The following is a 15,728-nucleotide window of genomic DNA, read 5'->3' as shown; positions in this document are numbered from 1 at the left end:
TACGTCCGGAAATTATGACATATAAGTTTAATTTACACTGCATTTTTAGCAGGTTTGCCGTGAATTGACTGCTATTTTTACATATTTTGACCCTAAAACCAAACAACCGGAGGGGTCCGGCTGTTAACCATTCGGTTTCGCGGCCTGAACCGGCCGATCTTACCCGAAGCCGAGCTAAAATTTCTTCATCACAACAAAACTCACAATTATGTCTTTCGACTTAATAGAGACTGCAAAAAGCGTCTTTAACAGTAGTATCGTTAGTCAGGCCTCTTCGCAGTTAGGAGAGAGTGAGGGGGGCATCCAGAAGGCTTTGACGGGCATTATTCCAACCGTCCTGGCTGGCTTGCTGAACAAAGCGGGCACATCTGGCGAAGCCGGGGGTTTGCTGAATATGGTAAAAGGAGTGGCAGACCAGGCCAATCCGTCGGCTGTCAGCAACGCCATACAGAGTGGCTCGGGCGGTTTGATCAGCAAAGGTTCCGAACTGCTGCACAACCTCTTTGGCGACAAAGTCAGCTCGATCATTGGCATGCTTTCCAGCTATGCCGGCATCAAAGAATCGTCTGCCAATACATTACTGCAATCTGCTGCTCCGGCTACGCTGGGAACTGTTGGTCAATACGCTGCTGAAAACAATCTCACTCCTTCTTCTTTCCTCTCTTTTTTAAATACCCAGAAAGACAAAATACTCTCGGCGGTACCGGGAGGATTTAACCTGGCCGGGCTCTTAGGTTTAGGCAGCCTGGGCGAACTCGGTTCAAGGTTCGGCAACCTGGTTAGCGGCGTAGGCCATTCGGCTACCGGGGCGGCAACAGGAGCTGTCAACTCCGTCAGAACAGGCAACACGAAATGGATATGGTCTTTACTGCTTATACTGGTAGCGATCATATTACTCTGGTACCTGATGCGCGGATGCGGCGGCAGCAAACCTGATACTTCAACAACCGACAGTGTGACCACCAGCCAGCTGGTTGATTCAGTCACTACTCCTCCGGCTGTATCCACTCCTTCTGCCCGGGAAAGCATACAGGTAACATTGCCTGACGGAACTGTGCTGAATGCTTATAAAGGCGGAATTGAAGACCAACTGGTCACTTTCCTGAAAGACGACGGCAAAAAGGCCGGTAAAGATGTCTGGTTCGATTTCGATAACCTGAACTTCAAAACAGGAAGTGCAGAAATTACGGAAGAAAGCATGGCCCAGGTGAAGAATATTGCCGCTATCCTGAAAGCCTTCCCTAAAGCGAAGATCAAGATAGGCGGTTATACAGATAAAACAGGCGACAGCACCGTTAACCTGAAGCTCTCTACTGAGCGGGCCGTTGCTGTTGAAAATGCCCTGAAGAAAGAAAATGCCAACGCAGCGCAATTACTGGGCGCTGAAGGTTACGGCTCTCAATTTGCAAAAGCTGCCGCCGATGCGCCTGAAGAACAACGCAAACTGGACAGGCATATATCTGTAAGCGTTCGGGAAAAATAAATGAGATCAACTATTCCCAAAAAGAGGGCGCCTCAAAATCAATTTGAGACGCCCTCGTGGTTTAAACAATGGCGGACTGTCTAATAGCCTTTATTCTGAGTAAGGTTTGGATTTGCCTGCAATTCAGTTAACGGAATCGGCAACACCGTTTTGTTATCATTAAAATTGTAGTTGACCGCCGCTCCTTTGGTCATAGTACCGTCGTTATTACAGTTGTAATATGTTTCTCCCAGCCCGTTCATCGTACTAACGGTTACATTATACCTGTTCAGGTCATTCCATCGCTGCCACTCAAATGCCAGTTCCAACTGTCTTTCTTTCAGGATGATTGTCAGCAGCTCCATTTTGGAATTACCAGAGATGTCCGGCAACTTCACGCGGCTTCTCACCTGGTTTACAAAGGAGGCAGAGAGCTCCAGGTCTCCCAGGTTCGCCAGCGCTTCGGCTTTTAAAAGCAGTATATCTGCCAGCCTGAATAAGTAAGTGTGATCGCCGCCGCTCCAGTTGCTTGGATTATGCGCCTTAAAGGCAAATGGTACCAATACATCACCGGCGCCGCATGGATTCCAGAACACATCACTCCAGGGTACAGATTCGAAGCTGATAGAGGCATTCTTCCTGATTACATCACCCGCTTTATCAAATGCCGATACCAGGGTTCTTGAAGGCACGCAATAGCGTTGCCAGGTATCTGAAGGAACTTGTCCGTTATCATGAGTAGGGTACAGCATTTCAGTACCCCAGTTAATTACGCCTGAAGTATTGGCTATATATGGTATTTCCATGATCGACTCGGTATTGTAATTATGATTGCCATCGAACAGGTCGGCATACCGGGGGACCAGTGAATATCCTTGCAACAATACGCTATCACAATACAAACTCACCTTTGTATAATTCCTTTCCGGGCGCTGTGCCCAGATCTTTGCCAGCAAAGCATAAGCGGCTCCTTTCGTAGCTCTTACCTTGTCTATATTATCAGCGCCATAAGAAGCGGGCAGGCTTCTTACAGCTACCTGCAGGCAGGAATCTATGAATGTATAGGTACCTTCTGCCGTGGCTCTTGGCAGATTTATATCTTTTGAAGCAGCGCTGTTTGAATATCGTTCTATCGGCACTCCACCCCAGAGCGAAACCAACTGATAGTAATGGAAAGCTCTCAGAAAGAGCGCTTCCCCGATAATCTGCTGCCGGCGCTCGGTTGTAAGTGACTCATCTTTTATATTATCAATATTCACCAATACGGAATTGGCTCTTGCAATGGCCGCGTATAGCTCCGTCCACGCCCGGTAAACCGATCCGTTGGTATTGGGAACGCTGTTCATATCCAACTGGTAGTAGTCTACATCGTTACTTCCGCCGCAATAGGCATTGTCTGATCTTACATCTGTATGCGCATAAATTTCCCACTGGTAAAAGTTAGTGGCCATAAATGAGCCATAGGCGCCGGTCAGGGCGGCTTCTATATCATCCCCGGTTTTATAGGCATTACCGGTAGTAGTAGAGGAAACAGGCGTCAGGTCCAGGAATTTCTTGCAACTGCTGGCAGCAACTACCAATCCCAGGGCCAGTATTGCTAATTTATTTTTAAGCATTGTTGTTACATTTAGAATCATAAAACTCAGAAAGTAGCATTCAAACCAAAAATGATGCTGCGGGTTTGAGGATAAGAACCAAAATCCACCCCGATAGCCGTATTGCTGTTATGGCCAAAGGCGCTTACTTCAGGATCATAACCGGAATACCTGGTGATTGTAAACAGGTTTTCTCCCGTGCAATACAATTTAAGGTTAGCGCTTTTCAGTTTAAATGTATAACCAAGGGTAAGTGATTTCAAACGGATATAAGAACCATCCTCTACAAATCTTGATGAAATCTGCGAGTTATAATTGCTGTAAGGAGCGTCCGTATTGTTGTAATCAGGTCTTGGCACATTGGTTATATCCCCTTCTTTTTTCCACCTGTTGAGTACGGCGGCCGACTGGTTTCTCAGTTCCCACATGCCTTCAGAATAAATCCTGGTTGCATTCAGTATCTGGTTACCCTGTACACTTTGAACGAAGAAAGAGAAGTTCCAGTTCTTATATTTGAAATCATTTGTAATACCGAATGAGTACTTTGGATTGGCGTTGCCTATTACCGCCATATCGCTGGTTTGCAGTCCTTCATCTGCATTGGCGATCTTATAGATCATATTGCCGGTTTTGGGGTCTACTCCCTGTGCAACATAACCAAAGAATGAACCGAGGGGAAGGCCCGCTTTTACAATAATACTATTCCCCTTGCTGTTGATAGCACCATCATAGATAATCCCGTCATTTACATTCAGCACTTTATTGCGGTTCAAACTGATGTTGAAATCGGTTGACCAGGTAAGATTGGGGGCTTCGATATTTTTGGAACTGGCGGTAAACTCAAAACCCCTGTTTTGCAGGCTGCCAACATTTTTCAACACGGTAGTGTAACCAGAACTGCCGGGAATTGGGGACTGGAGGAGCAGGTCTATTGTTTTCTTGTTGTAGTAGTCTGCAGTCAGGATCAAGCGGCTATGGAACAGCGACATGTCAAATCCGATATCTGTTTGCCTGGTAGTTTCCCAGTGCAGGTCATCGTTTCCAAGAGTTGTAGGCGTATACCCTGCAGTAACTTTGTTGCCAAATACATAGCTGCCGTTTGCAGCGATCATTCCTAAATAGGAATAGGCGGCAATCTGGCTATTTCCTACATCGCCCCAACTGAACCTGAACTTGAGGTCATTGATGGCAGGAACCCTGTCTTTGAAGAATGCTTCGTTACTGATCCTCCAGGCTACAGAAAAAGCAGGGAAATATCCCCAGCGGCTTTGAGGACCAAACACAGACGAGCCATCAGCCCTGAAGTTGCCGGTAAAATAATATTTGTCGTCGTAACTGTAGGTAAGCCTGCTGATCACAGAGCTCGTAGCAATCTGGGTGATCGACTGCGTAGCTCCATCAATGATAGATCCTCCGTTCACAGTAGTAATATTTCCATTGGCAAAATTCCGCGTGCTGATGCTAGCAACGTTTGCAACTGTTTTCGAAGCGATAAAACCGGCCATAGCGCCGAAGTTATGCTTACCAAACAACTTCTGGTAAGTAAGGGTGTTTTCACTCATCCAATATTCGTTAGCATCAGATGAATAGTTAGCCATCCCCTTCTTACTTCTACCTTCGGTAGTTTTATAAGGATCTACAAAGCTCTGATATTTGCCTGCGAAGTTTTCATAACCCAGCATCGTTCTTGCCTTGAGGTCGGCAGTAATATTCGCTTCTACATATGCATTGCCTAAAAACCTGTTCTTTACATAGTAGTGGTCATTCCCTTTTGCAAGTCCTACCGGGTTATCGAGATCCTGGTAGAAAGGATCTACTGTAAATTTGGTACCTGTAGGATTATATACTTTGATGACCGGAGCGCCGGTAAGCGTATTCAGTAATACGCTGTTCGCGCCGCCGTTAGCGCCTTCAGATACATCCACATCATACCACCGGTTGTAGGATAAACTGGTGCCTATCTTGAATATGTTATTAATCTTATGATCCAGGTTGGCTTTGAAGTTGGCCCTGTTCATGGTATTGTTGATAACCACGCCATTCTGGCGCACAATGCCGCCTGATAAATAGAAAGTGCTTTTAGCATTACCGCCTCTTACAGACAGGTTCAGATTCTGACTGGTACCGGTTCTGAACAATTCATCCTGCCAGTTGGTGTTAGCATCGAACACGCCGAGGTCTATGCTTTCACCCATATCATGAATCAATTGCGCATACTGGGTACTATTTAGCACCGGGATTTTCTTTCGTACGTTTGAGATGCCATAGTAAGAATCGAACGACACTATTGTTTTGCCATTGTTACCTCGTTTAGTAGTGATCAATACTACGCCGTTAGCCCCAGAAGCACCGTAAATGGCAGCGGCAGAAGCATCCTTAAGAATGGAAAAACTTTCGATATCGGACGGATTGATCTCAGAAATACTTTGAGTAGGCACCCCGTCTACCAGGTATAACGGTTCGCTGCCTGAAGTGATGGAAGACGTACCGCGAATCCGTATACTGAAGCCAGATTGAGGCGAGCCGGATGATTTAATGATTTGCACGCCGGCTGCCTTGCCTTCCAACGCATCTCCAAATTGCACGTTAGGCCTGTTTTCCATCGCTTTTGAAGAAACTACGGCAATAGAACCGGTGATATCTTTTTTACGTTGGGTGCCATACCCGACAACTACGACTTCTCCCAGGTTGAAAGTATCTTTCACAAGTTTTACATACATGGTAGTAAGACCATCTTTGGAGAGCGAGTAGTTATCGAATAATTGCGGAATATAACCTGTATACGAAACAGTAATGGAAATAAACCCATTATTAGGCAGGTTATTGAAATAAAATGTACCGGAGGTATCCGTTTGCATGCCCTGCGAGAAATGCAGTTTATCGTTTTTTGCAACAACAATGGCTCCCGTTATAGCGCGGCCATTTTCATCCTGGACCAGGCCTTTCAGCCGGGCGGCAGATTGCGCGTTGGCTAAAACTGCGACCAGCATTAAACAGCCTAAAACAAGCCTTCCTTTGAAGGATAGCGATACCGAACGTATTCGCAGAAATACATTACATGACATGTGTCGTGACATTTGGTTGATTATTTATAGATCAGGTATGTTCCGTCGTTTTTCTTTTGATATTTTAATTCATTCAAGGAGGTGATCACCTGAATAATGTGCTCTAATGAATCATTTTTGTCAAACTTTCCTATGAAATGCAAGTTGGCCAGTTCACTCTTTTTAAATTTGATCGGTTGCCCGTATAACTCTGAAAGCCTGTCGAGAATTACCGGGAGCGAAGCATTATCAAACGAGAACCAGGCAGGTCGCACCACCATCCGGTCTTCAGCCCCGGCTTCTTTTGGCACTGGCGCCAGCGTAGTTTTTGCTTTTTTGGTTGTGTTCACAATATTCATGGAGGCGGCTGTTCTATCCCAGATGAACAGGTCATTAACCGCCAACAGTTTCGGCGATTTTCGCATTACCCTGTCAGTTACCTGTACGATGCCTTCCTCCAGCAGTACCGATTCGCTGGTCGCCTGTTTCTCATTCTTAACGAGAAATTTTGTACCAATCGCTTTAATAGTGAGGTTATCTGCGTATACGATAAAAGGACGGGAGCGGTCCTTATGTACGTCAAACTCCCCTACTCCATCCAGGTACAGTTCGCGGGCCGACCGGTTATAGGCAGAAGTAAAAACCAGCATTGCATGGGGGTACAACACCACCTGCGTGCTGTCCGGCAACCGAAACCGGCTGATAGTATCGCTGGCGTTATGTATTACCTTAATCACCGGGCCACCGGCTATTTTAGGCTGCTCCGGCCCTGGAGCGAACAAATACGCCCAGGTACAGGCCACCAGGAAGACGCCTGCAAAAGCCGCAGAACCATACCTGATCCATTGTTGCTTTTTACGATCCCTGTGAATACGACGGCGGATGGAATGATAGTTTTCGTTCCAGTCCATCCCTTCAGGCACATCTTCCTGTTTAAAATCGTCCCATTCTTCAAAGAGACCATCATTATTACTGCTCATAACATTAGATAAAAGTAGCTTTGCAAGGATACTTTTTTATGAGATCATAAGCGCCCTTACATTAGTATTACGATGGCAGGAAGGAAATTCCTCCGGCCTAATTCAATTTTTTCCTGAGCCGTTTTAAAGTCTTATTGATATAATTATCTATACTTTTTACGGGCATGGATAAAAGATGGGCAATTTGCTGGTAGGAATAGCCATGCAGCTTATTCAGAAGGAAAATGCGCTGGTTTAAGGGCGCTTCTGATTTGAGATGGTAAAGAACGGATTCCCTTTCCAGGTAATCATAATTATTTTCATCAGCGGGAAACTCGTGAGCCTCTATTGGCTCATTCGCATGGCGTTTGCTGGTACGCAGGTAATCGATATAAACATGTTTGGCAAGCTGGAAAAGGTGCTGGTCGATGGTCGCATATACGTCAATGGTATGCCTGTATTTCCAAAATCTGAAAAAAACGCTTTGCATCAAGTCTGCCGCATCATCTACCGACCTGGTTTTTTTGTAAAAAAAAGCCAGGACCTTTTCTCTTTTTAATTTGTAAACCTGCTCAAAAGCCGGTTCCTCATTGTTCTTAACACCTAGTAATAATTGGTCCATACACCATCAGTTTCAGGAGCTGCGATAAAACAAAATATGGACTGAAATCTCCTATTATGAATGCCTGCAAAGCTTATTGAATGATAAAATAGTCAATTTTTCCCAATTTTCAAATGTAGGTGATTCAAATGAAATGAGCTAAACTGAAACCCGGCAGTCATTGTCATATTAATTTACTTTCTCTTTATTCTTTTACCAGTACTACTTTTGCCTTATCGGCCTGCGTAATGGCGTTATAATAATCTGCCAGTTCAGGATATGCAGCCGGCGGATATTCTCCCTGGTAACACTCACGCTTCCGGATAAACGTTAAACGATTGCCTTCGAAGGTACATTGGCTGGAATACCTGCCAAACCTGGTGTCCAGGTTCACTTTTGGCGGCAGGGCCTCCGGTTTGTAACCGGCAGGAACGGAGATATGCACCGTATCTGTATCCACATACGAGAAATCGATATACACAGGCGTTTTCCGGGCCTCGGCCTTATAAAAACGGGAAAGGCTCTTCGTCATCATATTCGGGGTGATAAAGATCCTTTTCCCCGTTACTGCGGCATAGCTGGTAGCCTTTATCGACAAGTCTTCCCGGATAGAAGGAATATCGCCGGGAATCTCGCTGTAGTTGAATTTTGTTACATCATAGCTGGAAAAATCCAGGTACTTGCGGAGGTGTTCCAACTGCTTATCGTTACCCAGGCTATGTATGCGGCTATGCAGATCGTCTTGCTGGATGCCAGTATATAAGGTTACGGCGTTGACAACCGCATCTCCTTTATCATCGATCGTTGCCTCGATATTGCGGATCTGCCGGTTGCTGTTCATATCGTAAACGGGCGTACGAACAAGTTTGCTGTTCTTTTCATCTACCAGTAATCCTAACCTGTTATCAGTAAAGCTGGAAAGGTAGCCCGGCGGGAGCGTCTGACTGGTACATTCCAGCCAGGTGGTATCTTTTGCGCCAGGCACGCAGAGAATAACATGGTTAAACTGGCTGGATGGAAAATCTTCACGGATACGATGTTCTCCCTCTCCTGCTTTAATGATCACGCAGTTGGATTTTATCCCCGCTTCTTTCAGCAAAGCCATCATGTAATTGCTGAGGGCTTTACAGTCGCCATATCCTTTGGCCGCAACGGAAGCAGCGTCAAATGTTTGCCACCCTCCTATTCCAAACTGCAGGCTGATATACCTGTAGTTCTTTTGCAGATACCTGTAAAGCGTATTGATCTTTTCTTTATCAGTGCTCAATCCATCTACCAGCTTATGCACTACCGCTTTGGTATTATCGGGCAATACATCCCTGTTTTCATTCAGCTTATAAAAGAATGTTCCGAAACTGTTCCAGTCGCTCATTGATCCTTCATACCCGGAGATCTTAAAGTTAGCAGGGCCCAGGAAAACGGTAGGAAGAACCTGCGAGATCCTGCCGCTGAAGGCTTCTTTTTTTACAGCGGGTTGGTTGCTGATCTGCCAGGTATACACTGTCCTGTTTTTTTCCTTTGTGATCACAGGAGTTTCCTGGCATTGAGCCCCTTTATACCGCAGGTTAAAATCGGCAGGCGCGTCTACGCTCAGTTTTGCTTCCTGCAGCGAGCATTCATAGTCCGACTGGGGCGACCATGTTGGCAGGAAGGCAGTAGTGGCAACTGAAATTTCAACTTTATATTCTACCGTATATGGGTAGACGTTATAATAGAAATTATGCATTTTCATCCTGGCGTCTGTCATCAGGCTTCCGTCATCTACCGCGCTGATATCTTTTATTTCGCTGTTCTTCAGGCTTTTGACCTTGTTTCCGTCAACATCGTAAAGGGTACCGTCTACAGACCGGATGGAAGTGAACTGATCATAGTGCAGGTAAAGCCCCGCTTCTTTGGCGCCGCCTTCATTCATGATCGTAACAATGTAGTGGCGCACATAGCGTACATCGCTGAGACTTCGGATGGTCAGATTTGTTTCGTCCAATCTGATCACTGCATGCGCGTTTTCCTTCAGCGCTGCCGGGATGTCCTTTACGGGGTAAAACGGGTTGGCGGCTTTTAGCAGGCAGGGAAAGATGCAGCACAGCACCCAGGTGATACAGAAATGCTTTTGCATGCTATTTTTTCTTTTTAAGAACAATTTGTTCTGCTTGTTTTTTTACTACCAGGTCAAAAAATTCTCTTAATGTCGCATATTCTTCCGGGAGGAAATTAGCTTTTTTCAACTGCAGCCGGAACCGGAACTGGATATAGCCGTCGGATTGTTGCAGGATATATTCGAAATATCCGTCGTTCCCGTTCAGCGTAGCCCTGGCCGATTTAGGCAGTTCGTCTACTTCATACCCCTGGGGAATTGCCCAGTTAAGGGTAAATACTTCGTCGGATACATACGGCATCTCAACAGGGAATTTACGCTCCATTGCAATGAATGGGTTCTTTTTGTACGCTTCGTCCATCATCGGCGTGAAGTAGATAATATCAGGATTATCCACAGCATATTCGAAATTGCAACTTTCGATCAGTTGCTTATCGAGGCTATCGAGTCCATCGAATTCGAGGTTGTTGATCTCCAGGCCGTTATTAGCCTTATTCAGCGACTCCAGGTATTTATCTTTTCCTTCCTCCTTTATTTTTTCGCGCAGGGCCAATGATTCGAAATACCCGGATTTCCTGGATCTCATGCCTTTCATTTTGCCGTTTTCCATACCGAGGATGGAGACTGAAGTAGTTCTCTGTTCAAATATTGAATCTGCGCTTAACATCAGCTGATCGCCGAAGGCATTCACCTTTCTTGCCCCGCCGTTGTAGCAATCTATTGGCAACCGGCCAAAACCCATTAACGGATCTGAAGCGTCGAGGGTCACATACCTGTCGTCTAACGTCAGCCCTATAATGGTGTAGTTGAAACGGGAATAGATAGGGTAATGCTGGAAAACATATCCATGATCCCGGGTGCTTAGTACAATTGCTTCGGCGTTGAGACCGGCCTTTATGAGCATAGCGCCCAACAGGATATTGATATCCGTGATGTTGCCTTTCTTTGAATTGAAAGTGGTTTTAAGCGACTGGCTTGTCCATATCTGGTCATCTCCCACTTTTGTAATGTTATCTCTCACCCAATCGTAGATCTTCCTGGCTTTTTCTTCGTTGGAGCTGGTATTACTTACCAGGCTGTTAACCATGCTTTCCAGGAAATAGTTGGGCTCTGTAAGGTACTTACCCATGTCCTTATCTTCCATCAGGTTTTTCATCAGCTCACCCCAGGTACTTTGTTTGGAAGAACGCGGGGTATTCGGCAAGGTGATACCGGATAACTGGAACTCTATGCGGTTTACATAGTTCCTCGTAGTGGTAATGAATTTTTCCGGATGGATCGCCGGTACATCCTGCGAAGCCCAGGTGAATTTACCCACTGTTGGAGTAGCGGTGAAAGTACTGGAAGAAGCGCCGGCGCTGGCGCCACGGTCAACAAAGGAAAATGTCTGCCGTACGATCTCCGATTTCTTCACTGCAAAACTTTCAAAGCCCTGCTGTATCTGTACGTAATCAAAATACTCAGGGATCGCTACCTGGTATTCACTCCATAACCTCGGGTATTCGCCCTGGAAGTTCCAGGGCCGGAGGCGCTGGTAGAAAGGAGAATGAACGGTATAGCTGTATTCAATGATAGAACCTTCCTTAACGGCAGGCATGGTAAAACGTTTGTTTACATATTCCTTATCTATCTTCTCCGAGAAAACGCTTTTACCATCCATTTTTGTTTCTACTACCTGACCGTTTTCCAAATTATAGGTAGAAGCTTTTAAATTCAGCAGTTTCTCTTCCTGTTCCCCTCCGCGGTAGAGGGTAATAACCATATTTGCTTCGTCGTAACCGTTCTTATCCACGATGAGGATGCGACGGTGTACCTTGTAAACGAGTTTGAACCAATCCCCTTCGCTGTCGAAGGACGAGCTCCCGATCTCGGTTAACACGATAGCATGGGCGCCGGTATCATTGCGGAATTTATTCATTCCGAATTCTTCTTTGGATACCTTCCCGAATTTCATTTTACTTCCGATTTGTGCGAAGGATGTAGAAGTCAACAAACACATCGACAGGCAGAAAAGGATAACAAAATAGCGAGTCATAAAACAACAAGTATAGGTATTTCTAATCGGGGGTAAAGATATATAAATAACCTAATGCCCCTGAAAAAAACCGTTAAACGCTTATCAAGTTATAAAATGTAATTTTGCGGCGATGAATGCAACTGTGTACATAAAGCAACTGGCGGCCCAACTGGGATTTGACTATTGCGGGATAGCGGCTGCCGTGCAGTTAGACGATGATGCCCGCCGGCTGGAAAGCTGGCTGAATAAAGGTATGCACGGGAATATGCAGTACATGGAAAATCATTTCGATAAACGGATAGACCCAAGGAAGCTGGTAGATGGAGCAAAATCGGTGATCACCCTGCTTTTTAACTATTATCCCGGCGAGCGGCAAAGGGAAGATGCGCCCCAGGTTTCCAAGTATGCATACGGGGAAGATTATCATGAAGTGATCCGGGCGCGGTTAAAGACCATGCTCGCCAGGATGCAGGAGCAGTTCGGACAGGTACAGGGCCGGGGCTTTGTAGATTCAGCCCCTGTACTGGAAAGGGCCTGGGCTCAGCGCAGCGGCCTGGGATGGATCGGAAAGAACGGGAACCTGATACATAAACAAGCCGGGTCTTTCTTTTTCATAGCCACTTTGATCACAGACCTGGAACTGGAATACGACGGGCCGGTAGCGGACTTCTGCGGTACCTGCCGCAGGTGCCTGGACGCCTGTCCTACCTCCGCTATTGTGGCGCCTGGCGTTGTAGACGGGAGCCGTTGCATTTCTTATTTCACTATAGAACTGAAGGAGCAGCTGATCCCTGAACAGATGCAGGGGAAGTTCGACAACTGGTTTTTCGGATGCGATACCTGCCAGGATGTATGTCCCTGGAACCGTTTTTCCAAAGCGCATAATGAAGCGGCTTTTACCCCATTGCCGGAGATACTGAACTTCAGTACCAGCGATTGGGAAGAGATGACGGAAGAGACTTTTAAGGAAGTGTTCAGGCGTTCGCCTCTCAAACGCAGTAAATATGCAGGGATACGGCGAAACCTGCGGTTTTGGAAAATGAACCGGGGCTCCTGAAAAAAATGTCAGACGACCTGACGTTTAACTTATCTTGAGCTGGATTTATAGGCAAAAAGGCGAATTTTGCAACTTTTTTAAAAGATTGTTCACAGATTTCTTGACAATCCTTCCTCCTTCCCCTACTTTTGTATTGATTTTCCGGTAGGATATCGTAAAGCTAAAAGCAGAACAGTGACCAGAACACATAATCATTTGCACTAATAGGATAGCTATTAAGGCGTTTGTTTATACCAGTAATCTGTATTCACCGATCGATTCCTGTCAAAAAAATTCAGTATTAACACAACTTAAAATACAATATTACCAGGCGTTCGGCCTGTGAGTCTTATTTAAATTTTTATGGACCTGAGTGCCATAACGTGGAATTTTAGCAATAAAGGTCGAATTCTTTCGACCTTTCTTTATTATCTTACCTACCCATAATTCATTTTTGTCATGGAACTTCAAGTGCTAACGTTACCGGGATTAAACGGCTCTGGGCCAGTTCACTGGCAAACCATATGGGAGAACATCCTGCCTGGAGTGGCGAGGGTAGAGCAATCGGATTGGAACCAGCCTGTATGCAGTGAGTGGGTAGCCACATTGGAGGAAAATGTGGCGGCCGCAGGGCCGCAGGTAGTGATCGCCGCCCATAGCCTGGGTTGCGTTACACTGGCTCACTGGGCGGCACAAACGAAATTGAAGATCCGTGGCGCGTTGCTTGTAGCGCCGGCAGATGCAGAACGTCCCGGCTTTCCCGAAGCCGCCAAGGGATTTGCACCTATACCCCTGCTTAAATTGCCTTTTGCAAGTATCGTGGTAGCCAGTACCAACGACCCGTATTGCCAACTGGAAAGAGCTGTCTGGTTTGCATCTCAATGGGGCGGCCGGTTTGTGAACGTAGGCGCAAAAGGACATATCAACAGTGAATCGGGGTTGGGCGAATGGAGAGAAGGGCAGCACCTGTTACAGGAACTCGTACATAACTGGCCCACGCTCTAACGCTTAACATAAAAGTAAACTCCCTGTTATTTCTAGCCATCATATACTTACTACCTTCGCATCCTTCTTTAATTTTTGGTAAACAATGAAGAAAATTTTTCCCTTAGTGTCTGCCCTCTTGGCGGTTGGCAGTGCAAATGCACAAATGAAGCAGTATACTATGGCGCAGGCTCATTCGCACAACGATTACGAGAGAGCTACTCCATTTTATGCGGCAGCGTCTTTACATTTTGGATCAATCGAAGCAGATGTACATCTTAAAAACGGCGTGTTGTATGTGGCGCACGACGAAAAAGATATACAACCATTCAGAACTTTTGATGCGATGTACCTGCAGCCTGTGCTCAGGCAATTTGCGCTCTATGGCAAACCGTATTCAGACAACAGTCCCCTGCAATTGCTGATAGACCTGAAAACAGAAGGCCCGGCTACCTTGCAGGCATTACAAGCCTTGTTGAAGCCTTACAGGCAGTATTTCGACAGAGCGGCCAATCCATCAGCCGTTAAGCTGGTAATTTCAGGAAACCTGCCCCCACAGGCGCAATGGGAGCAATATGACCGCATCTTCTATTTCGATGGGCGGCCAGACAGTACCTATCCCGCTTCGCTGAAAGACCGGGTAGCCATGATCAGTGTCAGTTTTGGCGACTACAGTAAATGGAGCGGCAAAGGCGCCATGACGCCGGAAGATCTCAGCAAGGTTACAGCGGTGATTGATAAAGTTCACCAGAAAGGATATCCGTTCCGTTTCTGGGGCGCCCCCTCTGTAAAGACCTGTTATTATAAACTGATGGACCTGGGAGCCGACTGGATTGGCACCGACTACCCGACAGACCTCTACGATGTGATGCAGAACACCAAACGTACTACCGCTGGTAATCTGCCCACCCATAACGTATATACGCCTACGTATGCAAGCGACGCTACCAGCGTAAAAAGCAAAAACGTTATCCTGCTGATAGGCGATGGAACCGGGCTTGCACAACAGTTTGCAGGTTACACGGCAAATAAGGGAGCTCTTAATTTGTTTATGATGAAACAACTGGGTCTTTCCAAAACCCAGTCAACAGACAACTATCATACAGACTCGGCTGCCGGCGGCACTGCCCTCAGCAGCGGCAACAAAACGCATAATGGAGTGATAGGGCTGGACAATACTTATGTGGCAGCACCGCTGATCCCGGAACTGCTTGCGCCTAAAGGTATCCGTAGCGGGGTGATTGTTACGGAAGAAATTACCGGCGCCACGCCAGCCTCTTTCTATGGGCATACCAGGAGCAGGGATAGCGTATACACCCTTGCACACCAGCTTTTACAGAGCAAATTGCAACTGGCTGTTGGCGGCGGGAAAGAGCAACTGGACCATGACCTGAAAGATAGCCTGAGCAAATCCGGTGTGGCGATCTACGATAACCTGGATAACTGGCCGGTTGATCAGAAGGGACGTACCCTGGTTATCCTCTCTGATAAAGTGGTGACCAGCATGAGAGACGGCAGAGGCGCTTACCTGAAACAGGCTTTACAGAAAGCGCTTCAACAGTTGAGCAAAGGCAATGGCTTTTTCCTGATGGTAGAAGGTTCCAGGATCGATAATGGCGGGCATTTCAACGACCTGGACTACCTGGTAAGGGAGATGCTGGACTTTGATGAAGCCATAGGCGAGGCATTGAAGTTTGCGGATAAAGACAAACAGACCACTGTTATTGTAACTGCAGATCATGAAACCAGCGGACTGGCGTTGATGGATGGAGACATCTCCCAGGGCTGGCTGCGCGGCCACTTTGCCACCAACGATCATACAGGCATCCCCGTGATGGTTTTCGCCTATGGACCTAATTCACAGTTGTTCAGGGGCGTGTATGAGAACAACGAGATATTTAAGAAAATACTTAGCTGTTACGGTAAATAGTAAAT

Annotated in this window: 10 protein-coding genes; 4 read left to right on the top strand and 6 right to left on the bottom strand. The window is 46.4% G+C overall.

The genetic code is table 11. The annotated features are described in order from the left end of the window. The first annotated feature begins 208 nt into the window (after nucleotides 1–208). Nucleotides 209–1,483, top strand: a complete 1,275-nt coding sequence (locus BLV62_RS05075; RefSeq protein WP_089759334.1) for an OmpA family protein — start codon at nucleotides 209–211, stop codon at nucleotides 1,481–1,483. 80 nt (nucleotides 1,484–1,563) lie between these two features. Here BLV62_RS05075 and BLV62_RS05070 read toward each other — a convergent pair whose 3' ends face one another. From BLV62_RS05070 to BLV62_RS05045, 6 genes are all read right to left on the bottom strand, one after another. Further along, entirely contained in the window at nucleotides 1,564–3,078 is a 1,515-nt protein-coding gene (locus BLV62_RS05070) for a RagB/SusD family nutrient uptake outer membrane protein (protein WP_168927740.1), read from the bottom strand. Nucleotides 3,079–3,104: 26 nt separating this feature from the next. Then, a complete protein-coding gene (locus BLV62_RS05065) occupies nucleotides 3,105–6,047 on the bottom strand; it encodes a SusC/RagA family TonB-linked outer membrane protein (RefSeq protein ID WP_168927739.1) in 2,943 nt (980 codons plus the stop codon). A 95-nt stretch (nucleotides 6,048–6,142) separates the two neighbouring features. Then, nucleotides 6,143–7,081 carry a FecR family protein gene (locus BLV62_RS05060; RefSeq protein ID WP_089759328.1) on the bottom strand — a complete coding sequence of 313 codons (939 nt, stop codon included), beginning with the start codon at nucleotides 7,079–7,081 and terminating at the stop codon, nucleotides 6,143–6,145. Between the two features lie 97 nt (nucleotides 7,082–7,178). Next, the gene (locus BLV62_RS05055) at nucleotides 7,179–7,682 is read right to left on the bottom strand and encodes an RNA polymerase sigma factor (protein ID WP_089759326.1); all 504 of its coding nucleotides are present in this window, start codon (nucleotides 7,680–7,682) and stop codon (nucleotides 7,179–7,181) included. Between the two features lie 184 nt (nucleotides 7,683–7,866). After that, entirely contained in the window at nucleotides 7,867–9,777 is a 1,911-nt protein-coding gene (locus tag BLV62_RS05050; protein ID WP_089759324.1) for a DUF3857 domain-containing transglutaminase family protein, read from the bottom strand. A gap of 1 nt (nucleotide 9,778) precedes the next feature. Beyond that, nucleotides 9,779–11,710, bottom strand: a complete 1,932-nt coding sequence (locus tag BLV62_RS05045) for a transglutaminase domain-containing protein (RefSeq protein ID WP_168927738.1) — start codon at nucleotides 11,708–11,710, stop codon at nucleotides 9,779–9,781. A gap of 193 nt (nucleotides 11,711–11,903) precedes the next feature. On the opposite strand from BLV62_RS05045, the gene queG reads away from it, so the two are divergent. The 3 genes from queG (at nucleotide 11,904) to BLV62_RS05030 (ending at nucleotide 15,723) form a co-directional block, all read left to right on the top strand. Continuing rightward, entirely contained in the window at nucleotides 11,904–12,830 is a 927-nt protein-coding gene (gene queG, locus BLV62_RS05040; RefSeq protein WP_089759320.1) for a tRNA epoxyqueuosine(34) reductase QueG, read from the top strand. 438 nt (nucleotides 12,831–13,268) lie between these two features. Continuing rightward, on the top strand, nucleotides 13,269–13,814 hold the full coding sequence (locus BLV62_RS05035; protein WP_089759318.1) for an RBBP9/YdeN family alpha/beta hydrolase: 546 nt from the start codon (nucleotides 13,269–13,271) through the stop codon (nucleotides 13,812–13,814). An 85-nt stretch (nucleotides 13,815–13,899) separates the two neighbouring features. Then, complete coding sequence (locus BLV62_RS05030; RefSeq protein ID WP_089759316.1) at nucleotides 13,900–15,723, top strand: alkaline phosphatase; 1,824 nt, start codon at nucleotides 13,900–13,902, stop codon at nucleotides 15,721–15,723. The last annotated feature ends 5 nt before the right edge of the window (nucleotides 15,724–15,728 follow it).

This window comes from Chitinophaga terrae (ex Kim and Jung 2007), assembly GCF_900107795.1.
Lineage (GTDB): Bacteria > Bacteroidota > Bacteroidia > Chitinophagales > Chitinophagaceae > Chitinophaga > Chitinophaga terrae.
This window is presented reverse-complemented; position numbering and strand designations above follow the sequence as displayed.

What these genes read in the sequence shown, in the direction of transcription:
- BLV62_RS05075 (WP_089759334.1), top strand. Translation starts at nt 209, where the DNA reads ATGTCTTTCGACTTAATAGAGACTGCAAAAAGCGTCTTTAACAGTAGT.
- BLV62_RS05070 (WP_168927740.1), bottom strand. Translation starts at nt 3,078, where the DNA reads ATGCTTAAAAATAAATTAGCAATACTGGCCCTGGGATTGGTAGTTGCT.
- BLV62_RS05065 (WP_168927739.1), bottom strand. Translation starts at nt 6,047, where the DNA reads ATGCTGGTCGCAGTTTTAGCCAACGCGCAATCTGCCGCCCGGCTGAAA.
- BLV62_RS05060 (WP_089759328.1), bottom strand. Translation starts at nt 7,081, where the DNA reads ATGAGCAGTAATAATGATGGTCTCTTTGAAGAATGGGACGATTTTAAA.
- BLV62_RS05055 (WP_089759326.1), bottom strand. Translation starts at nt 7,682, where the DNA reads ATGGACCAATTATTACTAGGTGTTAAGAACAATGAGGAACCGGCTTTT.
- BLV62_RS05050 (WP_089759324.1), bottom strand. Translation starts at nt 9,777, where the DNA reads ATGCAAAAGCATTTCTGTATCACCTGGGTGCTGTGCTGCATCTTTCCC.
- BLV62_RS05045 (WP_168927738.1), bottom strand. Translation starts at nt 11,710, where the DNA reads ATGAAATTCGGGAAGGTATCCAAAGAAGAATTCGGAATGAATAAATTC.
- queG (WP_089759320.1), top strand. Translation starts at nt 11,904, where the DNA reads ATGAATGCAACTGTGTACATAAAGCAACTGGCGGCCCAACTGGGATTT.
- BLV62_RS05035 (WP_089759318.1), top strand. Translation starts at nt 13,269, where the DNA reads ATGGAACTTCAAGTGCTAACGTTACCGGGATTAAACGGCTCTGGGCCA.
- BLV62_RS05030 (WP_089759316.1), top strand. Translation starts at nt 13,900, where the DNA reads ATGAAGAAAATTTTTCCCTTAGTGTCTGCCCTCTTGGCGGTTGGCAGT.